The sequence below is a fragment of the uncultured Oscillibacter sp. genome, from assembly GCF_900546705.1.
Taxonomy (GTDB): Bacteria; Bacillota; Clostridia; order Oscillospirales; family Oscillospiraceae; genus Oscillibacter.
Genome location: NZ_URDP01000016.1, coordinates 24,896 through 45,681 on the forward strand (window position 1 = coordinate 24,896; position 20,786 = coordinate 45,681).

At 60.0% G+C, this 20,786-nt stretch carries 23 protein-coding genes and 1 other annotated feature; of the genes, 8 read left to right on the top strand and 15 right to left on the bottom strand.

What is annotated here, in order from left to right; genetic code table 11:
- Nucleotide 1: 1 nt before the first annotated feature.
- The 6 genes from remB to dnaA form a co-directional block, all read right to left on the bottom strand.
- Nucleotides 2–268 carry an extracellular matrix regulator RemB gene (gene remB, locus QZS13_RS05120; RefSeq protein ID WP_295586380.1) on the bottom strand — a complete coding sequence of 89 codons (267 nt, stop codon included), beginning with the start codon at nucleotides 266–268 and terminating at the stop codon, nucleotides 2–4.
- Nucleotides 269–271: 3 nt separating this feature from the next.
- Nucleotides 272–595, bottom strand: coding sequence for a hypothetical protein (locus QZS13_RS05125; protein ID WP_295586383.1), 324 nt, complete (start codon nucleotides 593–595; stop codon nucleotides 272–274).
- Between the two features lie 106 nt (nucleotides 596–701).
- Complete coding sequence (gene recF, locus QZS13_RS05130; RefSeq protein WP_307986753.1) at nucleotides 702–1,841, bottom strand: DNA replication/repair protein RecF; 1,140 nt, start codon at nucleotides 1,839–1,841, stop codon at nucleotides 702–704.
- Complete coding sequence (locus QZS13_RS05135) at nucleotides 1,795–2,010, bottom strand: RNA-binding S4 domain-containing protein (protein WP_295586388.1); 216 nt, start codon at nucleotides 2,008–2,010, stop codon at nucleotides 1,795–1,797. Before QZS13_RS05135 ends, recF begins: the two co-directional genes overlap by 47 nt.
- A 30-nt stretch (nucleotides 2,011–2,040) precedes the next feature.
- On the bottom strand, nucleotides 2,041–3,153 hold the full coding sequence (gene dnaN, locus QZS13_RS05140) for a DNA polymerase III subunit beta (RefSeq protein WP_295586391.1): 1,113 nt from the start codon (nucleotides 3,151–3,153) through the stop codon (nucleotides 2,041–2,043).
- 257 nt (nucleotides 3,154–3,410) lie between these two features.
- Nucleotides 3,411–4,733: a chromosomal replication initiator protein DnaA gene (dnaA, locus tag QZS13_RS05145; protein ID WP_295586394.1), complete on the bottom strand. Its 1,323-nt coding sequence runs from the start codon at nucleotides 4,731–4,733 to the stop codon at nucleotides 3,411–3,413.
- A gap of 385 nt (nucleotides 4,734–5,118) precedes the next feature.
- Here dnaA and rpmH point away from each other — a divergent pair, with 385 nt between their 5' ends.
- From rpmH to QZS13_RS05180, 7 genes are all read left to right on the top strand, one after another.
- The gene (rpmH, locus tag QZS13_RS05150; protein WP_091131350.1) at nucleotides 5,119–5,259 is read left to right on the top strand and encodes a 50S ribosomal protein L34; all 141 of its coding nucleotides are present in this window, start codon (nucleotides 5,119–5,121) and stop codon (nucleotides 5,257–5,259) included.
- Between the two features lie 114 nt (nucleotides 5,260–5,373).
- Entirely contained in the window at nucleotides 5,374–5,718 is a 345-nt protein-coding gene (gene rnpA, locus QZS13_RS05155) for a ribonuclease P protein component (protein ID WP_295586400.1), read from the top strand.
- On the top strand, nucleotides 5,715–5,924 hold the full coding sequence (gene yidD, locus QZS13_RS05160) for a membrane protein insertion efficiency factor YidD (protein WP_295586403.1): 210 nt from the start codon (nucleotides 5,715–5,717) through the stop codon (nucleotides 5,922–5,924). The genes rnpA and yidD overlap by 4 nt, the downstream gene beginning before the upstream one ends.
- A 39-nt stretch (nucleotides 5,925–5,963) precedes the next feature.
- Nucleotides 5,964–7,124 (top strand): YidC/Oxa1 family membrane protein insertase, encoded by a 1,161-nt coding sequence (locus QZS13_RS05165; protein WP_295586406.1) that lies wholly within the window; start codon nucleotides 5,964–5,966, stop codon nucleotides 7,122–7,124.
- Between the two features lie 9 nt (nucleotides 7,125–7,133).
- On the top strand, nucleotides 7,134–7,967 hold the full coding sequence (gene jag, locus QZS13_RS05170; RefSeq protein WP_295586409.1) for an RNA-binding cell elongation regulator Jag/EloR: 834 nt from the start codon (nucleotides 7,134–7,136) through the stop codon (nucleotides 7,965–7,967).
- Between the two features lie 180 nt (nucleotides 7,968–8,147).
- Nucleotides 8,148–8,353: a binding site (T-box leader), on the top strand.
- 59 nt (nucleotides 8,354–8,412) lie between these two features.
- Nucleotides 8,413–9,834: a glycine--tRNA ligase gene (locus QZS13_RS05175; RefSeq protein WP_295586412.1), complete on the top strand. Its 1,422-nt coding sequence runs from the start codon at nucleotides 8,413–8,415 to the stop codon at nucleotides 9,832–9,834.
- A gap of 81 nt (nucleotides 9,835–9,915) precedes the next feature.
- Nucleotides 9,916–11,871, top strand: a complete 1,956-nt coding sequence (locus tag QZS13_RS05180) for an LTA synthase family protein (protein WP_295586415.1) — start codon at nucleotides 9,916–9,918, stop codon at nucleotides 11,869–11,871.
- Nucleotides 11,872–11,913: 42 nt separating this feature from the next.
- Here QZS13_RS05180 and QZS13_RS05185 read toward each other — a convergent pair whose 3' ends face one another.
- The 5 genes from QZS13_RS05185 to QZS13_RS05205 form a co-directional block, all read right to left on the bottom strand.
- Nucleotides 11,914–12,219: a DUF6881 domain-containing protein gene (locus QZS13_RS05185; protein ID WP_295586418.1), complete on the bottom strand. Its 306-nt coding sequence runs from the start codon at nucleotides 12,217–12,219 to the stop codon at nucleotides 11,914–11,916.
- Nucleotides 12,220–12,233: 14 nt separating this feature from the next.
- Nucleotides 12,234–13,388 carry an alanyl-tRNA editing protein gene (locus QZS13_RS05190; protein WP_295586421.1) on the bottom strand — a complete coding sequence of 385 codons (1,155 nt, stop codon included), beginning with the start codon at nucleotides 13,386–13,388 and terminating at the stop codon, nucleotides 12,234–12,236.
- A gap of 20 nt (nucleotides 13,389–13,408) precedes the next feature.
- Complete coding sequence (locus tag QZS13_RS05195) at nucleotides 13,409–14,338, bottom strand: hypothetical protein (RefSeq protein ID WP_295586424.1); 930 nt, start codon at nucleotides 14,336–14,338, stop codon at nucleotides 13,409–13,411.
- 66 nt (nucleotides 14,339–14,404) lie between these two features.
- Nucleotides 14,405–15,568 (bottom strand): glycoside hydrolase family 3 N-terminal domain-containing protein, encoded by a 1,164-nt coding sequence (locus QZS13_RS05200; RefSeq protein WP_295586426.1) that lies wholly within the window; start codon nucleotides 15,566–15,568, stop codon nucleotides 14,405–14,407.
- Between the two features lie 343 nt (nucleotides 15,569–15,911).
- Nucleotides 15,912–16,079 (bottom strand): hypothetical protein, encoded by a 168-nt coding sequence (locus QZS13_RS05205; RefSeq protein WP_295586429.1) that lies wholly within the window; start codon nucleotides 16,077–16,079, stop codon nucleotides 15,912–15,914.
- A gap of 112 nt (nucleotides 16,080–16,191) precedes the next feature.
- Between QZS13_RS05205 and QZS13_RS10190 the strand changes: the two genes are divergently transcribed.
- Nucleotides 16,192–16,368, top strand: a complete 177-nt coding sequence (locus QZS13_RS10190; protein ID WP_366557938.1) for a helix-turn-helix transcriptional regulator — start codon at nucleotides 16,192–16,194, stop codon at nucleotides 16,366–16,368.
- A gap of 32 nt (nucleotides 16,369–16,400) precedes the next feature.
- On the opposite strand, the gene aspS is transcribed toward QZS13_RS10190, so the two are convergent.
- From aspS to QZS13_RS05225, 4 genes are all read right to left on the bottom strand, one after another.
- The gene (gene aspS, locus QZS13_RS05210; RefSeq protein WP_295586432.1) at nucleotides 16,401–18,176 is read right to left on the bottom strand and encodes an aspartate--tRNA ligase; all 1,776 of its coding nucleotides are present in this window, start codon (nucleotides 18,174–18,176) and stop codon (nucleotides 16,401–16,403) included.
- A 42-nt stretch (nucleotides 18,177–18,218) separates the two neighbouring features.
- Nucleotides 18,219–19,370: a hypothetical protein gene (locus QZS13_RS05215; protein ID WP_295586436.1), complete on the bottom strand. Its 1,152-nt coding sequence runs from the start codon at nucleotides 19,368–19,370 to the stop codon at nucleotides 18,219–18,221.
- Nucleotides 19,371–19,423: 53 nt separating this feature from the next.
- Complete coding sequence (locus QZS13_RS05220; protein ID WP_295586438.1) at nucleotides 19,424–19,960, bottom strand: hypothetical protein; 537 nt, start codon at nucleotides 19,958–19,960, stop codon at nucleotides 19,424–19,426.
- Nucleotides 19,961–19,963: 3 nt separating this feature from the next.
- Nucleotides 19,964–20,786: HisS family protein (locus QZS13_RS05225; RefSeq protein WP_295586441.1), on the bottom strand; the 823-nt coding region annotated here is incomplete at its 5' end.

The following is a 20,786-nucleotide window of genomic DNA, read 5'->3' on the forward strand; positions in this document are numbered from 1 at the left end:
CTCAAAACTCCGGCTTTTTGCTCTCGGCGCGGTTTTTCAAGGTGACGGAATTCAATTGACTCAGATAGACGATCTGCCGGTGATAGGGATGGTCACATACCACAAAGGACTTGGGCAGCTCCCCGGACACATCCAGCACCACGCCCTCTTGTTCCGCGGCGGCCAGGTATTCCCGGGTTCTTTTTTCATAGCTGCACTTGTCCAGATCAAAAATGCCGATGATCCGTTTATCCGGAATGATCTCGTTTTGTCCGATGTGCAGATACATGGCTTACCTCCTGATCCAGCGGTACAGACTGCGAAGCGCCCCACTGACTGCCCACCCCAGCAGCAGGCAAAGGCCGTATCCTCCCCATAAAATCAGGATAAATGTCAGCTCTATGGGATAGAACCTTGCAAAGATCGTCAGCAAAAAGCCAACTGCACCAACAAGAACCGGCAGTGCCAGCAGCCACCGCCGCTTCCGACAGAAAAGCCCCAGCAGCAGCTCCACTCCGAAGGCCGCGCCCCAGAGCGTCAGCATGGCTGCCAGCACCATCGCCGCAGCAGCGCCGAAAACCGTCAAAGCCGGCAGCGCCAGCAGAAGATGAAACATATCCGTGCCTCCTCTTCAATCCGTACAGGTTCGTGAAAGTTTACATCATCATTTCATCTGTGGGACATGGCAATGGGAAACGCTCGGCCGCGCGTTCATCTCCCGCTCACACCAGCGCGCCGTCGTGGACGTGGAGCACCTTGCCGCCCAGCAGCTCCGCCAGACGGTCGTCTTCACAGCAGGTAATGAACACCTGTCCGCCGGCAATGCGGTTCAGAACAAATTCCTGCCGCTTGGGGTCCAGCTCCGAGAGAACATCATCCAGCAGCAGCACCGGATACTCGCCCACGGCGCTGTGGTAGATCTCCCGCTCGGCCAGCTTCAGGGACAGTGCCGCCGTTCGGGTCTGTCCCTGAGAGGCATACTGCCGGGCCTCCCGGCCGTTAATATACACCAAGAGGTCATCCTTGTGGGGACCGGACAGACACAGCCGGGATGCCCGCTCGGCCTGGGCGTGGGCATCCATGTGCTCCCGCAGCTGCCGGGCCAGCACATCCAGCGGCGCGTCAGGGGCGGAGACGGAGGACACGGTCTGATAGCGCACCTCCAGTGTCTCCCGCCCGCCGGAGCACTCCCGGTGGTGCATGGCAGCATACTCTCCCAGCCGCCGGGCAAACTGCGCACGGTAGTGGATGAGAATGGCGCCCAAATGGATGAGCCGCTCGTTGAAGTCCGGCAGCACCGCCAGAAGATCCGGCCGCTCCTCCGCGTCCCGGAGAATCCGGGTCTTTTGTTCATAGGCCCGGCCGTAGTCGGAGAGGGCGGAGGCGTACCGGGGGCGAAGTTGACATAATGCTATATCCAAAAATTTTCGCCGTGCAGCGGCGCCCTGGCGGATCAAACTCAGATCATCGGGACAAAAGAACACCGTGTTGTAAACCTGGCTCAGCTCAGCGCCGGATCTGGCCGTCACCTGATTGACCGCCAGATGGCGGCGTTTGCCCCGATACAGCTGGGCCAGCACCTGGAACGTCCGTTCCCTGGCCGTCACTTGGGCACAAAGGGCGGCACAGTCGGCGTCAAAGGCAATCAGCTCCCGGTCTGTCCGGGCCCGGGGAGATTTTCCACAGGAGAGGTAGAACAGTGCCTCCAGAAGATTGGTCTTTCCCTGGGCGTTCTCCCCGAAAATCACGTTGCAACGGCTGTCAAACTTTACTTTTACTGCGGAATAATTGCGAAAAGACGTCAGCTCCAGAGAATCAATCCGCATAGGCCACGGTATAGTGCTTACCCTGGAAGCACACATCGTCTCCGGGGCGGATCTTCTTTCCCCGCTGGGTACACACCTCGTCTCCCACGGTAACCTCACCGGACTGAATCCGTTCCTTGGCCTCTCCGCCGCTTTCCACAAGGTTGGCAAACTTCAGCAGATCCTGGAGCTTGATAAACTCTGTTTTGATGATAATGGTTTCCATAACACTCCTGACTGTCCTGTACGGGACGGTTTAATCGGCGGACTTAAGCCGCACGGGAAGCACCATATAAAGGAAATTTTCCTCTCCGTCCACCGGCACAATGATGGCAGGGGAGACTCCGGTATTCAGCTCAATCCGCACGGTATCGGCGGGTGCGTAGCGCAGTGCCTCCATCAAATAGCGATTGTTGAAGCCAATCTCCAGCCCGCGGCCGTCCCCGCTGATGGGACACACATCCTTGGCCTCGCCGTTGCCGGTTTTTGCAGACAAAAAGACGCGATCCTGGTCAAACATGCAGCGAACCGGGCTTTTGAGCTTGTCGGAAATGACCACGCTCACCCGGTCAATGCTCTCGATGAGGCGCTTGGTGTCCGCTACCACGGCAATGGGGTTTTTCCGGGGAATGGCATTTTTATAATCCAAAAATTCTCCTTCCAGCCGCCGGCAGATCAGCTCTGTATCGCCTACTTCAAAGAGAATGTGGCGCTTGCCTAGCGTGACGGAGGCAGTGTCCTCCGTGTCGGCACAGATGCCCTTGACCTCGCTGAGTGCGGAGCCGGGAGCCACAAACGAAAATGCGCCGCCTTCAATTTTTTCCAGTTTTTCCCTTCTGATTGCCAGGCGGAAGCCGTCCACCGCCACCATGGTCAGTCCTTTGTCCGTAATTTCGAACAGTGCGCCGGTGTGTACCGGGCGGCTTTCGTTGGTGGACACAGCGAAGGCGGTCTCTTCGATCATGGCCCGGAGAGATTTTTGCTGGATGGTGACCGAGTACTCGTCTTCCACAGCGGGGAGTTCCGGATAGTCTGCAGCGGAAAGACCCAGGATGTCGAAGTCCGCGTCTCCACAGTGAAGGTGGACAACCAGCTTATCATCGGAGCTGAAAGTAACTACGTCGTCAGGCATGCGGCGGACAATGTCGCCGAAAAGACGGGCGTTGAGTACGATTTCACCTTGTTCCACAACATCAGCGGAGAGTTTTGTCCGGATTCCGGTCTGCATGTTGTAGCCGGAGATGGTCAGCTGGTGATCTGCCTGCAATAAGAGACCTTCCAGGGCGGGAATTGAGCTCTTTTGCGCAACGGCCCGGCTGGTGACGGCAATGGCGCTTTGCAAAAGGGCTTTCTCACAGGAGAATTTCATGGTTGCACTTCCTTTCATGTAGGAGGATTGAGTCGTTGGTTGTCTGCTTAAAGAGAAAAAAGAAAAATTATTTGTTAGAAAAAGCAGCCGTAGAAGGAAAAACTGTGGAAAAGGCGGGAAACCCCGGAAATTGCAAGGGTTGGAAGATTCACAGGGGTTGTTGAAAAATCAGGTCGTTTTTCACCGGCCTTTTTTTCACAAAACTTATCCACACCAAAGTTTTTAGTTTTCCACAGAAGAAGTGGAGAAAAAACGCCTCATTTCCGGGCGTTGATGTTGGTCTTGATGGCCTTGACCGTCTCGGCAAAGGCGGCGTCTTTCTTCATTTGTTTTTCCACCTGCTTGATGGAATAGAGAACGGTGGAGTGGTCCCGGTTGTCGAACTGTTTGCCGATGTCGTCCAGGGAAAGATTGGTCATGGAGCGGATCAGATACATGGCAATCTGCCGGGCGGCCACGGCGTCCCGTACCCGCTGCTGTCCGCGGATAACAGACTCCTCCAGGTTGTAGTACTTGCTGATGTACTCCAAAATGGCTTCGGGGGAGGGAATATACTCGTTGGAGCGCTTGAGCATGTCCTGGATGGCCCGGGTGACGGTTTCCTCGTCGGTGTCATTGCCAAGCAAGTCCTTAAAGGCCATGATCTTATTAATGGTGCCCTCCAGCTGACGGACGTTGGCGGTGACGTTTTCCGCAATGTACACGGAAACCTTGTCCGGCAGGTCCAGTCCCAGCATGGCGGCTTTGGTCTTGACAATGGCAAGGCGGGTCTCAAAATCCGGGGGCGCCACGTCTACCAGCAATCCCCACTCAAACCGGGTGCGCAGCCGGTCTTCCAGCTGGGTCATCTCAGAGGGGGGACGGTCGGAGGTGAGGACAATCTGCCGGCCGGACTCGTAGAGGTTGTTGAACGTATGGAAAAATTCCTCCTGGGTCTGCTTCTTGCCGGCGATGAACTGCACGTCGTCCACCAGCAGCAGGTCTGCCTGGCGGTATTTCTCCCGCATTTCGGCGGTTTTGTTGGGACCGGCCTGAATGGCGGCCACCAGCTCGTTGGTCAGATCGTCTCCCTTGACGTAAGCGATCTTGGCAGAGCGGTCGTTGCGCTTGATGACATTGGCGATGGCGTAAATGAGATGGGTTTTGCCAAGGCCGGAGTCGCCGTAGATCAAAAGAGGGTTGTAGTTCTGAGCGGGATGCTCGGCTACTGCCACAGAGGCGGCGTAGGCCAGCTTGTTGGAGGGGCCCACTACAAAGGTCTCGAAGGTAAACTCGTCGGAGGTGAAGCGGTCGTTCTGCTTTTTGGGCGCGGCGCCGCTGCGCTCGGCAAATTCGGCGTCGTCCCAGATGCGCACTTCAAACTCCACGGAGAAAATGTCCTTCAATGCCGCCTTGATGCTTTTGAGAAACAGCGTCTCAATGTATCGTTTTTTAAAATCGTTGGTACAGTGCAGGATGAATGTATTGCCCTGGATGTCCACAGCCTCCAGTTCATCGAACCAGGTGTTGATGGTGGTTTCCGACAGCTCACCTTTCAGCTGGGCCAGGACGTTGTCCCACACGTCAGCGACGGAATTCAAAAAGAAACACCTCTCTCTAGTTAAAAATGGACAAAACAAATCGAAAATATTATAGCAAAAAAACGAATGGCTGGCAATACTTATTCTAAATATAAAAGTGGAAACCGAAAAAAATGTACCGCGCTTCGATAGAACCGGAAAACTACATGTTGATCAAAATTCTGCCTCGGCCACAACATTTTGAAACCGGTGTGCAAAGCGGCCAAAACTACGGTTTTTTTCGAAAAATTGCAAGTTTTTGTTGACACAAATTGAAAAAGTCTGTATACTATCGTGTGCGTCACAATGACGCGCGAGAAATGTTTACTGCGTCGGCCCAAAAGGCCGGCGTCGAGTAAGTGCCGTCCGCAAGGGCGGCCGGAATACTGACAGGAGGTGTCTCAACATGGCAACGAAACGTACCTATCAGCCCAAGAAGCTGCATCGCTCCAAGGTTCACGGCTTCCGCAAGAGAATGGCTACCGCTGACGGCCGCAAGGTCCTGGCCCGTCGCCGCGCCAAGGGCCGCGCCCGCCTGACCCACTGAGCGAAACGGAACGCGCGGGAGACACTTGATAAGACATCTTAGGGACGGCGGGAATTTTCTTTGGATTCCTCCGTCCCTAGAAGAGTTTCCAGGCAGATTGAACAGGGGAGAAGCATGAAGCGAGCGGTGACACTGAAGGAAAACCATCAGTTCCGCAATCTGTACCGGCGGGGCAACTCGGCGGTGTGCGGCAGCATGGTGCTCTATTGCCGGAAAAACAAGCTGGGCCATAACCGACTGGGCATTACGGTGTCCGTGAAGCTGGGCCACGCGGTGGTGCGCAACCGTGCCCGCCGGCGGCTGCGGGAGGTATACCGGCTCAACAGCGGCGCGCTGCGCCAGGGCTATGACTTTGTCCTGGTGGCCAGGGGCCGCGCGGTCAGTGCGCCCTGGAAGGAACTCAACGAATCCTTCCTGCGGCTTTGCCGCAAGCTCTCATTGCTGGAGGAGACGGTATGAAGAGAATTTTGCTGGCCATGATCCGGTTTTACCGGCGGGCAATTTCGCCGTACCGTCCGCCCTGCTGCAACTATATCCCCACCTGCTCCCAATACGCCCTGGAGGCCATCGAAAAATACGGCGCCCTCAAGGGCGGCTGGATGTCTTTTCGCAGAATCCTCCGCTGCAATCCGTTTCACAAGGGCGGTTACGACCCGGTACCCTGAGCACAGGACTCAAAACAAAAGAATGACGGAGGAAATCCAATGGGATTTTTCGGTACCATCGGATACTACATCTGTATCCCGTTTGCGGCGCTGCTGCGTCTGTTCTATAACCTGACAGGCTCCTACGGCGTCGCCATTATCCTCTTCACCCTTGCCATCAAGCTCATTTTGCTGCCCTTCCAGATGAAGTCCAAAAAGAGCATGGTGCGCATGAACCGGATGAGCGGCAAGATCAAGGAGATCCAGAAGAAGTACGCCAACAACCAGGCGAAAATGAACGAGGAGATCCAGAAGTTCTATGCCGAGGAGGGCGTCAACCCCATGAGCGGCTGCTTGTGGAGCTTCCTTCCCCTGCCCATCCTGCTGGCTCTGTACTCCATCATCCGTCAGCCCATCACCCACTTCATGATGCTGGGCGAGGACGTGGTGCAGAAGCTGGTGACCGCGGTCAGCGCTACCGGCGTGGATATGTCCTCCATCGTACAGATGAAGGACGGCGTGGCCGTGGTGACCGACGGCATCACCCAGCTGACCCCCTACGGCCAGATCGGCCTTGCCAAAATCGCCAGCTCCATGCCTGAGCTTACCTCCGGTGTGGACGGCTGGATCAACATGAACTACAACTTCCTGGGACTGGACCTGTCCTCCACGCCCTGGAGCGTGGTGTCCACCTGGGCCATCACGGGCGTGTTCATCGGCATGCTGCTCATCCCCCTGCTGGCCGGCGGCAGCCAGCTGCTGTTCTCCCGCATCACCATGAAGCAGCAGCCCGCTATGGAAGGCCCCGGCGCCGGCAGCACCAAGACCATGATGTACATGATGCCGCTGATGAGTATCTATTTTGCGTTCATCATGCCTGCCGCCCTGGGTGTTTACTGGATTGCCCAGAGCCTGATCTCCATGGTCCAGGAGCTCATCATGGGCAAGTTCTACAACAAGAAGCTGGAAGAAGAGGAAGCTGCCCGCTATGAGGCCCGTCAGGCCGACCGCCAGAAGCGGATGGAGGAGGGGCGCCGCCAGCAGGAGAAGCTGCGTCAGGAGCCTGCCCCCAAGATGACGCTCAAGGAAAAGCAGCGGGCTGCCCAGGAGGCCAAGGCCACCAAGAAGAAGATTACCACCAGCGAGGCCGGCCGGATCGGGGACCGTCCCTATGCCCGGGGCCGTTCCTACAAGGCCGATCGCTATGACAGTGAACAGTAAGGAGCCGTTATGAGAGAGTATATCGAGGTAACGGGCAAGACGGAGGAAGAGGCCATTGCCAAGGCTCTGGCCCAGCTGGGGCTGGAGCGGGATGATGTGTCCGTGGAGATTCTGGAGCGCGCCAAGTCCGGCTTTTTGGGCCTTGGCAGTTGCCCGGCCAGAATCCGGGTCAGCTACGGCCCGGAGGAAGAGGCTGCTCCGGTGGAACCGGTAAGCGCTGTGCCGGAAGAGCCGGTCCGCAAAGCGGAAAAGGCGCCTGAGAACAGACCGGAGAAGAGGGAAAAGAAGGAGACGCCTGCCGCTCCCAAGGAGGAGAAGGCGGCAGCTCCCAAGGCGGAAAAGACCCCCAAGGCGGAGCAGGACTTCGGCCCTGAAGTGGACGACGAAAAGGCCGCAGCCATCCGCGCGTTCCTCTCCGGCTTGCTGGAGCAGATGGAAAATCCCGCGCAGGTGCGGGTATATCTGCCGGAAAAGGGCCGCTACAAGGTCATTTTGGAGGGTGAAAACCTGGGTGCACTCATCGGCCGCCGGGGCGAGACCCTGGACGCCATCCAGCAGCTGACCAGCTATGCGGTCAACCGCAGCGGCAGCGGCCGGGTACGGGTGCAGCTGGATGCCGAGGGCTACCGGGAAAAGCGGGAGCAGAGCCTCCAGCACCTGGCCCGCAAGGTGGCCGGCAAGGTGACCAAGTACCGCCGCAGCGTGACGCTGGAGCCCATGAATGCCTATGAGCGCCATGTGATCCACACGGCATTGCAGGATGTGCCCGGTGTCACCACCTATTCCACCGGCACGGAGCCCAATCGCCGCGTGATCGTGGCCTATGACCGGGAGAAAAAGTAAGAGGAAAACCGCCGCAAAATGCGGCGGTTTTCTTTTGCACAATTTTTTATAGATTGTGGAAAACATACCTGTCAAGCGGGGAAAAATCTTGAATTAACGGCCGGATTGTTCTGCTTTTTCAAAAAAAGCGGCCAACTTCTTGACAGGTCGGGGAAAACGTGGTAGAGTGCAGACGATATGCAAAAGGCTGCGACAGGGAGGAGTACCCCTTGTTTTCCGGCGAAGAGAGAGGGCGGACGGTGCGAGCCCTTCCGGAGAAGAGGCGGGAAGGCACCCTGGAGCCGCGGAGCGGAAATGCCCCGCCGGTCCCCGCCGTTACCGGGCAGAGTGTCCCCTGCGGGGGAAAATCAGGTGGAACCGCGGACTGAGGAAAGTTCGCCCTGAGCCGAGAGGCTCGGGGCGTTTTTTGTTTCCAATCAAAATGAAGATAGAAGGAGAAAACACCATGAAAAACAGCGAAAAGACCATGGAAAAAGTGGTTGCCCTGTGCAAAAACCGGGGCTTTATCTTCGCCGGCAGCGAGATCTACGGCGGCCTGGCCAACACCTGGGACTACGGTCCTCTGGGCGTGGAGCTCAAGAACAACGTCAAGAAGGCCTGGTGGAAGAAGTTTGTCCAGGAGAACCCCTATAACGTGGGCCTTGACGCCGCTATTTTGATGAACCCCCAGACCTGGGTGGCCAGCGGCCATCTGGGCGGCTTCTCTGATCCCCTCATGGACTGCAAGGAGTGCAAGGAGCGCTTCCGGGCCGACAAGCTCATTGAGGACTGGGCCAATGAGAACGGCGTGGAGCTGGGCAAGCCCATCGATGCTTTCTCCCAGGAGGAGATGAAGGACTTCATCGAGTCCCACAACATTCCCTGCCCCAGCTGCGGCAAGCACAACTTCACCGACATCCGGCAGTTCAACCTGATGTTCAAGACGTTCCAGGGCGTCACCGAGGACGCCAAGAACACCGTGTACCTGCGGCCTGAGACCGCCCAGGGCATCTTCGTCAACTTCCAGAACGTCCAGCGCACCACCCGCCGCAAGCTGCCCTTCGGCGTGTGCCAGATCGGCAAGTCCTTCCGCAACGAGATCACCCCGGGCAACTTTACCTTCCGCACCCGGGAGTTTGAGCAGATGGAGCTGGAGTTCTTCTGCAAGCCCGGCACCGACCTGGAGTGGTTCCAGTACTGGCGCTCTTTCTGCAAGGAGTGGCTGCTGAACCTGAACATGAGCGAGGAGCACCTGCGGCTGCGTGACCACAGCCCCGAGGAGCTGTGCTTCTACTCCAAGGGCACCACGGACTTTGAGTTCCTGTTCCCCTTCGGCTGGGGCGAGCTGTGGGGCGTGGCGGACCGCACCGACTACGACCTGACGCAGCACCAGAACACCTCCGGCAAGGATATGACCTACTTCGATCCCGAGACCAACGAGCGGTATATCCCCTATGTGGTGGAGCCCTCTCTGGGCGCCGACCGGGTGACCCTTGCGTTCCTGATCGAAGCCTACGACGAGGAGGTCGTGGACGAGGCCAAGAACGACGTGCGCGTGGTGCTGCACTTCCATCCCGCCCTGGCTCCCTTCAAGGTAGCGGTACTGCCCCTTTCCAAGAAGCTCTCCGACAAGGCCCGGGAGATCCAGGCCGAGCTTGCCAAGGACTGGATGGTGGACTTTGACGAGACCGGCTCCATCGGCAAGCGCTATCGCCGTCAGGACGAGATCGGCACGCCCTACTGCGTCACCGTGGACTTTGATACCGTGGGTGACGCGGACAAGGAAGGCGACGGCTGTGTCACCGTTCGTGACCGTGACACCATGGAGCAGGTGCGCCTGCCCATCAGCGAGCTGAAGGCGTATCTTGCCGAAAAGCTGGCTTACTGATTCAGCATGTGATTTTTCCGGCGGGGCCGCGAAAGCCGCGGTCCCGCTTTCAACAATTTCTGAGGTTTTGTGGAAAGAAACATGAAAGTAGGAAAAAGAGTACAAAAGCAGCCGGTTCCCCGGCGCTGGGTGCGGGGCTGCCTGTTTGCCTGCGGGGCTTGGGTAATGGGCCTTGCGGTGACGGTGGCGGTACAGTGGATCGTCACCGGCTCCGTATTTCAGGAGGTTTTTCCCTGGTTTGTGGAAAATCCCGGTTATCTTTTGCTGACAGGAATTCTGTGCGGCGTGGTCGTGGGATTCCTGGGGGCAGCTCTGGGATCATTGGCCGCCGGCAGCGCCGTTACGGTGGTGCTGGCAATGACCCTGGCACTGATTGATTATTTCAAGACCGCCATCAACGGTGCGCCGCTGGAGGTAGCGGACTTTAACCTTGCCTCGCATTTGAAGGCGGTGGCCGGTGTGGCCGGAGAGCTGCGTCCTCCCAGGGACTTCTGGCTGGCGCTTCTTGCCCTGGTCCTGTGTGTGGCGATTTTGGTGCTGACCCGGCGTTTTACACGGCTGCAGGGCCGGGAGCGGTTGGCCGGCGGTGCGGTATGTCTGGTGCTGGGGGCGTTTTTGTGCAGTGGTGTGGGCGCGAGGCTGGTGGGACCGGTGTTCGGAGTGGATATCTACACCCGTACCGCTGCCTCCGTCAGCCATGACCGCTACGGGCTGACCCTGAGTCTCTGGAGGGACGGCTTCCTGCAGTCCATGGCGGGACCGGAGGGGTACAGTCAGGAATACATGGAGGATGTACTCCATGAGATCGACCAGATGACGGCAGATTACAACCAGAATGTGTCCCAGGAGACGCCCAACGTCATCATGATTCTCTCCGAGTCCTTCTACGATCTGACGAGGCTGCCGGATCTGACCTACGAGCGGGACCCGCTGGAGAATTTCCACGCCCTGGAGAAAGAGAGCATCAGCGGTATATTCCATTCCCACTATCTGGGCTACGGCACCGGATATATCGAGATGTCCATGCTGGAGGGGATTGCGGATCTGGATTTCAACGCCGGTACCAATCTCTGCTTTTTGTCCGACGAAAGCTATTCCCGGCTGGACTCCATGCCGCAGGCCTTTGTGGACCGGGGTTACACGGCCCGGATGCTCCATGGCTACAACGACAGTCTCTATAACCGCACGGTGACTTATCCCCGCATGGGCTTTTCCAAGCTGCTATTCTCCCAGGACATCCAGAATCTGGGCCTTGACTGGCAGGGCAGCATCTACGGAGGCTACTACATGAAGGATTCCTATCTCTTCACCGGACTGCTGGATCAGATGGAGGAGATCAACGAGAGCGGCTCTCCCGCGTTCCTCTACGCCATCACCATGGAGAACCACCAGCCCTTCGACGCGGAGAAGTTCAACTATGAGTGTCAGATCGGTGTGGAGAGCCAGACTCTCAGCGATGAGAACATGGCCATTGTCCGGGTCATGCTGGAGGGCATCACCCGGGCGGATGAGGCTCTGGGACAGCTGACGGACGCCCTGCGTCAGGTGGACCGGCCCACCATCGTGGTGTTTTTCGGCGACCACCGGCCCAATCTCTTTATGACGGACGGAGACACCGTATACACCAAGCTGGGCCTGTGCCCATCCAACGACGCGGCCGAGTGGACGCCGGAACAGGTCAATGACCTGTACTCCACGGATTACCTGATCTGGGCCAATGATCCGGCGCTGCTGAAGGGCCAGGCGGGAACCCGCCAGGAGAGCAGCGTGACGGCCCTGGGGCCCCAGCTGCTGGAGCTGACCGGCAGCAGCTGGAGTCGCTGGTGGGCGCTGCTCAACGAGCAGCGGAAGTTCTCCCTGACGGATACGGACCTCTACTTTGTGGACGGTCAGGGAACGGCCTATGCCTCGGAAGCAGCTGCGCCGCTGACGGAGGAGCAGCGCCACTTGCTGGAGCTGCGGCGGGCTGTCACTTACGACGCCTTTTACGGGGAGCAGTACATCACAAAACAAATGAACGAGCCCGCCGGCTCGTAAAAAAGCGCACCCGGCTCATGCCGGGTGCGTTTTTTTAATGATTTAAAAGAACATGCCCATGAAGCCGTCAGGCCGCTCAGCCGCCTGGTCCCACACCTCCCGGAATACGGAGGCGGGGATGGTCCGGGCCGTCACCTCACCGGGCACGTTCAGTGCCCGCACGTCGGCAGGGAAGGGGGCCTTGGAGAGGGCCTCGTCGCCGCCGTGCTCCTCTCCGTAGGCAAACCACAGTCCGTTGTCGTAAAACTCCACCCGGCGGGTCTCCAAATCTTCCCGGTCCACCTCCGAGTAGACCCGGACAGGGTCGTCGTCCTGGGCGTGGGCGTATTCCACCAGAATATAGCGCATGAGTGATCCACCTTTCAGGAGAGTTTGTTGAAAAAGTCCCGGATGGCGGCTTCCTCCGCCTGGACGCTGCCCTGGGCAAAGCCGCTGCGGCCGCCGCCTCGTCCGGAGAGCGCGGCGTTCATGGATTTTACCAAGGGGGCAATGTCCGCTCCGTCGGCCCGGATCAGGGCGTAGTGATACTGCCCGCTTTCCCCGGCAAACACCGCCGCAAGTCCGCCGCATGCTTTTGCCACCGCGTCGGCCAGGCGCCGGGCACTGTCGCCGCTCATGGGCGGCTCCATCAAAAGCACGTCCCCTTTTCCACGAAATGCTTCCGCTTTGTGGAAAAAGAGCTCTGTCTCCAAGGAGGACGCCCGCTGCTTGACGGAGGACAGCTCCTCCGCCAGGCGCTCCACGGCGGCGGCAGTGTCCAGGGGCTTGACGCTCAGACGCTGCCCGATGGCGTGGGTTTGGTCGTAGGCGGCGGAGAGATAGCGCCAGGCCCGCTTTCCGCAAAGAATTTCCATGCGGACGCCGGAGCGGAACTTCTGACAGGAGAGCACCTTGATGATGCCAACCTGTCCCGCAGAGAGCACATGGGTGCCGCAGCAGGCACAGCAGTCCGCTCCCGGAAACGCCACGATGCGCACCTGACCGGTGAGCTCCTTTTTGCTGCGGTAGTGAATTGCCTTCAGCTCCTCCTGAGAGGGATAGAGGACCTTCACCGGCGTGTCGGCCCAGATGACGGCGTTGGCCCGCTGCTCGGCGGCCATGGCCTGTTCCCAGGTAATGTCCGCATTGTAGTCGATGGTCACCGTGTCGGCGCCCAGGTGGAAGCCCACGTTGTCACAGTGGTAGAGATCGCAGAGAATGCCGGAGAGGATGTGTTCCCCGGAGTGCTGCTGCATGTGGTCGAAGCGGCGGTCCCAGTCGATGATACCGGTGACCACGGTGCCGATTTCCACTTTTTCCTCGCAGGTGTGGAAAATGACGCCGTTTTTTTCGTGCACGTCCGTGACGGCAATGCCGTCCAGGGTGCCGTGGTCGGCGGGCTGTCCGCCGCCCTCGGGGTAAAAGGCGGTGCGGTCCAGCGTGACCAGATACCCGCCCTTGCCCGGCTCACAGGAGAGCACCGTGGCGGCGAACTGCCGCAGGAAGGGATTTTCATAGTAGAGCTTTTCCGTTTCCATGGGGAACATTCCTTTCTGTATCAAGAGATCGAAACTACCAGACGCCATACGGGCTCGGCCAGGAACCAGCCCAGTACGGCAGAGCAGAGATTGGCAGTGATGGCGTAGGCGGCGGCGCGGGCACGGGTGCGGCCTGTCAGGAGGCGGGAGAAGGCGGCGGTCTCCGCAAAGACTACCACCAGTTCCACGACGATCAGCAGCAAAAAGTATCCGAGGCCCACGCCCTCCTGAACGGCGGTCACCCCCAGACTGAGGAATACACCCAGCTGGGTGACGAGATTCATTGCAAAAAAGACAATCCAGTTGCGGCGGGACTTTGCAAAGCCGAAGAGCGCCAGCAATATGCCCTCCACAATCAGTGTGGGGATCAGGGTGCACAGAAGCTCCACGGCGTAGGCCTGCCACACAGGCTTCATCACCACCTTGCCGTTGCGCAGCATCTGTGCCTCAGACACAGTGCCAGCCGCATAGTCCACGGTGGCGGTACACTGGAGACTTACCCGCTCCGCCGGGTCAGACAGCCAGATGTCTCCGCTTTGGGTCACGATCAGTACCCGGTAGGTCTGAGGCAGACCCACATAGCCGAAGCTGTGGAGGGGAGCGCCGTCCTCCGCCCACGCCTCGGCGTACAGATCTCCCCAGGTGGGGGCGCCGTCAAAGCCCTCCGCCGTGCAGGCGTGCCACCCCTCCGGCACGGCGTCCCGGAGGGCGGCGAGCAGGTCCTGGTCCAGTTCCGCACGTTCTTCCTCGTCATAGTTCCAGGTAATGCCGTTGTAGTCCTTTTTTGGGAACTCCCCCTCCGCCAGAATGTCCAGATAGTAGGGCTCCTGAGGGGCGTTTTCCACCCGGAGGGTCAAAAGTGGCTTGGGGCCCATGTCCGCCAGGGCGGAGACGGTGAGTGTCAGGGCAGCCAGGGCGACAAGCAGCAGGATACGCAGTGTCGGTTTCATCAGTGCCTCCTTTTCCAATCTTCCGATACCTTCCAAAAGTTAAGACGGGAAAACGGGGGATTCGTTTTACAGCAGCCCCAGGCTCTGCTTCCAGGTGAGTACCCGGCGGCAGGCGGTGTCGACGGTGTCCATGGAGAGGGTGCCGTCCTCCACGGCTTCCAGCACCTTGGGAATCTGGGTGCGGTAGTCGGTGGTGATGATGAGATCGTTGCCCGCCTGGAGGGCCATGACGGCCACAGCGCCGTCTTGGGCGTAGGCGGCCACGGCGTCCATGGCCAGATCGTCCGTCATGACCACGCCGTCAAAGTCCAGTTCCGTGCGCAGAAGATCGTGGACGGCGGGGGAGAGGGAGGCGGGCAGGGAATCGTCCACCGCCGTCATGATGTTGTGGCTTACCAGTACGGCAGTTTTGCCGCTGCCGGCTTCCATGCCGGCGGAAAAGGGGAGGAAGTCATTTTCCCGGAACTGCTCCAGAGGCCGTTTGTCCACGGCGATGCCCGTGTGGGTGTCCACATTATTGCCGTAGCCGGGGAAGTGCTTCAAGACGCTGCCCATGTTGTCATCAGCCATCTGCCCCACCACGGCAGCCACGCAGTCAGCGGTGCCCGCTGCGTCCAGGCCGCAGGTACGGTCGTAAATAAAGTCCGACGGGTCGGTGGAGACGTCCGCCACCGGGGCCAGGTTCACGTTAATGCCGAGGGCCGAGAGCAGGGCGTCCTTTTCCTCCGTGTCTGCCGTCAGGGCCTCTGTGCCGCCCGCGGCCAGGAGCTTCTGGGGAGAGCGGTACTTTTCCCCCCGCAGGTGGGGATTGGAGCTGACCCGCACCACCGTGCCGCCCTCTTCGTCCACGCCCAGAAGCAGGGGGATGTCTGTGTCCGCCGCTGCGGCGTCCTGGTAAGAGCGGAGGGTCTGGATCACATAGTCGGCGGTCTTGTCCGCAAAATCCCGGCCGAAGAGCACATAGCCGCCCAGATGGTAGGTGGTGACGTCCTCCACGGCGGATTCCGCCGGACAGCGGACAAAGAACAGCTGCCCCACCTTTTCCTCCGTGGTCAGGGAGGCCAGCAGATCGTCGATTTCCTGGGCCGCCAGCTCCTCCGGCGTAGGCTCGGGAGGCGGGGCGGGGGCTTCTTCCTGAATGGGGACGCTCTCCTCCGGTTTTGATGTGCCGCATCCGGGCAGGGCGGCAAGGCAAAGGACGGCCAGGGCCGCCGCGAGAAGTCGTTTCATAGTGCCTCCATTTCTGCCCGTTCGGGCTGTATGAGCAGTGTATCATATTTTTCCCGGGAAAAAAAGAGAGCTCCACCCCCCATTTTCTTTTGTCTTGCCAAAAGAAAACGGGCCGTGGACGGTCCAAAAGAAAAGCGCCCGGCCCCATCGGCCTTTTGGCCGATGGGGGACGCGGGCCGGAGAAACAGTGGGTTGCGAACCCGGAGGTAAAGCGTTGGGCGCGTCCGGGCGCGGTGCGGGCCAAAAGCGCTGCCCGCGCCGGAAAGTATTCAGGCTGCCGGGGCGGTGGGCGGACACCGGTTTCTCCTCTTTCCGCTGCCGCTGGCGCGAAAAAGGCGGGGCCTTACGGCTCCGCCTCTGTGGGGGTTTCCTGAGAGATGTAGCACTCCTCCGCCTCCTGTTGTGCGGTAATCAAGAGTGCCCTGGCCTGTCCGAAATTCTGCTGTTCCAGCGCAGAGATCGCGTTTGTACAGGCGTTGAAAAGTTTGTGATAGAGCATTTGATAGTCCATCTGCGTCACCTCAATATAGTCATTATAATTACTATAATGATTTTCGTCAAGTCACATATAATTGGCGTGAGGTGATTGGATGCCGATTTCTTTCGCGCCCATGCGGGAATATATGCGGATTCACAAGATTTCTTATTATTACCTGGCAAATCAGGGAATCGAGTCTGCGACCTTGCAAAGAATCCGGCATGACCAGCCCGTTACCACGGCGACGCTTGGCAAGCTGTGTAAAATCATGCACTGCGCACCGGAGGACTTGATTTGCTATCAGGAATCTGAAGAAGATTAAACGCCCCACTCCATCAGGAGCGGGGCGTTTTCTCATTCCTCGGGCTTCACCAGGGCAATGTGCAGCTCGTCCAGCTGCTTCTGGGTGACGGCGCTGGGGGCGTCCATCATCACGTCCTGGGCGTTCTTGTTCATGGGGAAGGGGATGATCTCCCGGATGGAGTCCTCGCCGGCCAGCAGCATGACCATGCGGTCCACGCCGGGGGCGATGCCCGCGTGGGGGGGCGCGCCGTAGGTGAAGGCGTTGTACATGGCGGGGAACTTGGCCTTCACGTCCTCCTCGCCCAGACGCACCAGCTCAAAGGCCTTGATCATGATCTCGGGGTCGTGGTTCCGCACGGCGCCGGAGGAGAGCTCCACGCCGTTGCACACCAGGTCGTACTGGTCGGCAGTGATGGAGAGGGGATCGATCTCGCCCCGCTCGGCCTTCAGCAGCACCTCCAGGCCGCCGGAGGGCATGGAGAACGGGTTGTGGCAGAACTCCAGCTCGCCGGACTCCTCGCCGATCTCGTACATGGGGAAGTCCACGATCCAGCAGAAGGCGTACTGCTCCTTGTCCATGTGGCCGGGCACGGCGGCGCCCAGGGTCTTGACCAGCACGCCGGCGGTCTTCTGGGCCTGGGTCAGCTTGCCGGCGGACAGGGCCACGAAGTCATTGGGCTTCAGGCCCAGGGCAGCGACGACCTGCTCCTTGATGGGAGCGACGAACTTGGCGATGCCGCCCACGATCTCGCCGTTTTCGTCCAGGCGGAACCAGTAGGGCTTGCCGCCGGAGACCACTTCCACATCGGCCAGGGTCTTGTCGATGAACTTGCGGGTCTCGTGGAAGTCGCTGACCACCACGGCCTTGACGCGGTTGCCCTCGAAGGGACCGAAGCCGCAGCTGCTTAAGGTCTCCGTCACGTCCTGGACAGTCAGGTCGATGCGCAGGTCCGGCTTGTCGGAGCCGTAGCGCTCCATGGCCTCGGTGTAGGGGATGCGGACGAAGGGAGCGCTGGAGGCGCGGTCATAGGTGCCGTACTTGGCGAAGATGGGAGGCAGCACGTCCTCGCACACGGCGAACACGTCCTCCTGGGAGGCGAAGGCCATCTCCATATCCAGCTGGTAGAACTCGCCGGGAGAACGGTCGGCGCGGGCGTCCTCGTCTCGGAAGCAGGGGGCGATCTGGAAGTAGCGGTCGAAGCCGGAGGTCATGAGCAGCTGCTTGAACTGCTGGGGGGCCTGGGGCAGGGCGTAGAACTTGCCGGGGTGGTTCCGGGCGGGCACCAGGTAGTCACGGGCGCCCTCGGGGGAGGAAGCCGTCAGGATGGGGGTGGTGATCTCCAGGAAGCCGTGCTCCGTCATGGCCTTGCGGATGGCGGAGACCACGTTGCACCGCAGGATGATGTTCTTCTTCACCTCGGGGTTGCGCAGGTCCAGATAGCGGTACTTGAGCCGCTGGGCCTCGTCGGCCTCCCGGCTGCGGTTGATCTGGAAGGGCAGCTCATTGTGGCGGCAGCGGCCCAGGACCGTGACCTTCTCCGGCACGATCTCGATTTCGCCGGTGGGCAGCTTGGTGTTCTTGCTGTCCCGCTCCCGGACGGTGCCGGCCACGGAGATGGTGGACTCCTTGGTGATGGCCTTGAAGGTGTTCACCATGTCCTCGGTCTCTGCCACCACCTGGGTGGTGCCGTAGAAATCCCGGACGACCACAAAGGCCAGGCTGGCGGACACGACCCGGACGTTTTCCATCCAGCCGCAGATCTGGACGGAAGCGCCGGCGTCGGAGAGCCGCAGCTCCCCGCAGGTGTGGGTACGATTCTGCATCATGATTGGTTGTTCCTTTCTATTTTGAAAAGTGATGGATATAACTCAGAATGTGCCGCCCCAGTAGGGAAGCTGGGCCACACGGGGGCTGAGATCGGTCAGGTTCAGCGTGTCCCAGGCGGGGGCGTAGGTGACCTGGGGCAAGTCCTCCGTGGGGAAGGCACCCAGGGCCTTGGTGACGGAATCCACCAGGCGGATGTGGGTCTCCCGCCAGGTCTGGCCGGCGGCGGTGAGGCCCCGGTAGCCGTCGGCATAGGTGACGTCCAGCTCCGGCGTCTCCAGCCCTAGCTCCGCGGCCAGGGTCTCGGCATATACGTAGCGGCGCAGGGTATCCACGGCCTCGCCCGTGGTGGTGCGGCCGCTCATCTCCAGGCTCATGGCGCCGAAGTGGCTGTGGTTATAGACGCTGCACACGGAGACGATGGTGGGGGCAAACTGCTCCACGGTGATGTCCTGGCCGCCGATGGTGAGGATCACCGTCTCCGGCTCCGCGCCCAACAGATCCCGACAAAGGTCCAGGGGGCGGAGCGACAGAGTCAGCCGCTGGGCGGGGTCGATGAGCCGGGCCAGCATGGCGGCGGCCGCGGCCCGGGACAGAGAAGCGGAGCCCTCCAATGTGCCGTATTCGTCCTTGCCGCTCAGCACGCCCCAGCGGTAAAAGTCCAAGATGGCTTCATCCTGGCAGTCCGGCACGGCGGTGACGGTGTTGATCTCCGGCAGGGTAGTGGCCGTATCCGCCAGGACTTTGGCCAGCAGCGTGAAAAACTCGCCCCGTTTGCAGCTGATGGTGGGGTTTTCGATCATAGAGGCGTAGGTCGTGTCCGACGCCAGGGACGGGATCTGCGCTTGCAGATAGGTGTCGCAGGGGCGCCACCACTCCTCCCCAGAGGCGGCGGTAAAGGAAGCGGTGCCGCCGGTGAGCAGCGCGTGGAGCCGGGCGGCAATGACGGTGATCTGGGCGTGGGTCAGCCCAGACTCCGGGTAGAAGTGGCGCGCGTCCACACCGGCCATAAGCCCGGTGCGGCAGCAGATGGCTGCGGCTTGTTCGCAAATGGTGCCTGCCGTGTCGGTGAAGGTGGTGGCCTCCTGGATGGGGGGCACCAGCCAGTCGTCCCCCTCCGCAGCCTGGGCGGGCAGGGCCAGGGACACCATGAGCGCTGCCGATAAAGTCAGGGCGGCAAAGCGGGTAAGCTTCATAAAAACACCTCCAAATCCAATACAAATGGTAAATTTACAATGGAATATTCCAATTAGGATTTAGCTGGCTGTGATATTTCCCACAGCTGGGCGCACAGGTCCTGGCCGGTGGCCTTGCCGTCCACCATAGCCAGGGGCAACGTCAGCTGACGGCCAAAGTCCCGATAGAGCCACTGGTCTACCCAGAAGCTCACCTCACCCCTGGGCCAGGATTCGCCCTGGGCGGAGGTGGAGAGGGTGATGTACAGGTGCTGGAAGTCTCCCTCCTCCCATTCCTTGGAGCTTTCATCCAGACCGGGCAGGAAGGGGAGGGCGATGCGCAGAAGGTTGGTGGGGGGACGGCGGAACTCCAGCTCGTCCAGCTGGGCCATGAGGGCATCGAAGCCATCGTCTCCGGCGGAGAGGGTCAGCTCCCGCTGCTCCGCGTTCAGGTTTTCGTCTAAGAGCATGATGCTGATATGGATGTCATCCGGCTCAGCGATGCCGGTGATCTCCCGGATGGTCTTGGGCTGCTTGTACCAAAGGCCCAGGATCAGCACTGCCACCAATAGGACGATGGCTCCGCCGTAAAATAGTCTTTCCCGTTTCATGGCTTATTCCACGATGACGCTGCCCTTTTCCCGCTCGGCAAGACCCGCCTTAATGCGGTAGATGGTGGCAGCGGTGTCCAGCTTGGTCTGCTCACCGGTGGCCATGTCCTTGCAGGCCACCACACCGGCGTTGATCTCGTCCTCGCCCAGGAAGATCACGTAGGGGATGGAGAGCTTGTCCGCGTAGGAGATCTTCTGCTTGAACTTCTTGTCCTCCCAGTGGAGCTGGGCCCGGATGCCGTTTTCCCGCAGGGCCGTGGCCAGGGAGATGGCGGCGGTCAGGTCCTCCGTCATGGGCAGGATCAGCACGTCCGCCGGGGCGGTGGGGAGGTCGGGGTTGAGCATCTTCTGCTCACCCAGCACGTAGAAAAGACGGGTCAGGCCGATGGAGATACCCACGCCGGGCAGCTGACGGTCCGTGTAGTACTCGGCCAGGTTGTCGTACCGGCCGCCGGAGCACACGGAGCCGATTTCCGGGTGGTCCAGCAGGGTGGTCTCGTACACAGTGCCGGTGTAGTAGTCGAGGCCACGGGCGATGGTCAGGTCCACGGCGAAGTTCTCCGCCGGGACACCGAAGCTGCCCAGGTACCGCACCACGGTGGAAAGTTCGTCAAGACCCAGATCGAAGGCGGCGCTGCGGCCCCGGTAGCCCTCCAGGGCGGTGAGGACTTCGGCATTGGTGCCGGTGATGGCCATGAACTGCAAAATCTCATCGGCCTGCTCGCGGGTGAGGCCGCAGTCGTCCACCAGCAGCGTGCCCACCTTTTCCGCGCCGATCTTGTCCAGCTTGTCCACGGTGCGCATAATGTCGCCCGCCTTTTCCGTC

Coding starts and splice junctions, on each gene's coding strand:
- remB (WP_295586380.1), bottom strand. CDS start 268: ATGTATCTGCACATCGGACAAAACGAGATCATTCCGGATAAACGGATC.
- QZS13_RS05125 (WP_295586383.1), bottom strand. CDS start 595: ATGTTTCATCTTCTGCTGGCGCTGCCGGCTTTGACGGTTTTCGGCGCT.
- recF (WP_307986753.1), bottom strand. CDS start 1,841: ATGTGTGCTTCCAGGGTAAGCACTATACCGTGGCCTATGCGGATTGAT.
- QZS13_RS05135 (WP_295586388.1), bottom strand. CDS start 2,010: ATGGAAACCATTATCATCAAAACAGAGTTTATCAAGCTCCAGGATCTG.
- dnaN (WP_295586391.1), bottom strand. CDS start 3,153: ATGAAATTCTCCTGTGAGAAAGCCCTTTTGCAAAGCGCCATTGCCGTC.
- rpmH (WP_091131350.1), top strand. CDS start 5,119: ATGGCAACGAAACGTACCTATCAGCCCAAGAAGCTGCATCGCTCCAAG.
- rnpA (WP_295586400.1), top strand. CDS start 5,374: ATGAAGCGAGCGGTGACACTGAAGGAAAACCATCAGTTCCGCAATCTG.
- yidD (WP_295586403.1), top strand. CDS start 5,715: ATGAAGAGAATTTTGCTGGCCATGATCCGGTTTTACCGGCGGGCAATT.
- QZS13_RS05165 (WP_295586406.1), top strand. CDS start 5,964: ATGGGATTTTTCGGTACCATCGGATACTACATCTGTATCCCGTTTGCG.
- jag (WP_295586409.1), top strand. CDS start 7,134: ATGAGAGAGTATATCGAGGTAACGGGCAAGACGGAGGAAGAGGCCATT.
- QZS13_RS05175 (WP_295586412.1), top strand. CDS start 8,413: ATGAAAAACAGCGAAAAGACCATGGAAAAAGTGGTTGCCCTGTGCAAA.
- QZS13_RS05180 (WP_295586415.1), top strand. CDS start 9,916: ATGAAAGTAGGAAAAAGAGTACAAAAGCAGCCGGTTCCCCGGCGCTGG.
- QZS13_RS05185 (WP_295586418.1), bottom strand. CDS start 12,219: ATGCGCTATATTCTGGTGGAATACGCCCACGCCCAGGACGACGACCCT.
- QZS13_RS05190 (WP_295586421.1), bottom strand. CDS start 13,388: ATGGAAACGGAAAAGCTCTACTATGAAAATCCCTTCCTGCGGCAGTTC.
- QZS13_RS05195 (WP_295586424.1), bottom strand. CDS start 14,338: ATGAAACCGACACTGCGTATCCTGCTGCTTGTCGCCCTGGCTGCCCTG.
- QZS13_RS05200 (WP_295586426.1), bottom strand. CDS start 15,568: ATGAAACGACTTCTCGCGGCGGCCCTGGCCGTCCTTTGCCTTGCCGCC.
- QZS13_RS05205 (WP_295586429.1), bottom strand. CDS start 16,079: ATGGACTATCAAATGCTCTATCACAAACTTTTCAACGCCTGTACAAAC.
- QZS13_RS10190 (WP_366557938.1), top strand. CDS start 16,192: ATGCGGATTCACAAGATTTCTTATTATTACCTGGCAAATCAGGGAATC.
- aspS (WP_295586432.1), bottom strand. CDS start 18,176: ATGATGCAGAATCGTACCCACACCTGCGGGGAGCTGCGGCTCTCCGAC.
- QZS13_RS05215 (WP_295586436.1), bottom strand. CDS start 19,370: ATGAAGCTTACCCGCTTTGCCGCCCTGACTTTATCGGCAGCGCTCATG.
- QZS13_RS05220 (WP_295586438.1), bottom strand. CDS start 19,960: ATGAAACGGGAAAGACTATTTTACGGCGGAGCCATCGTCCTATTGGTG.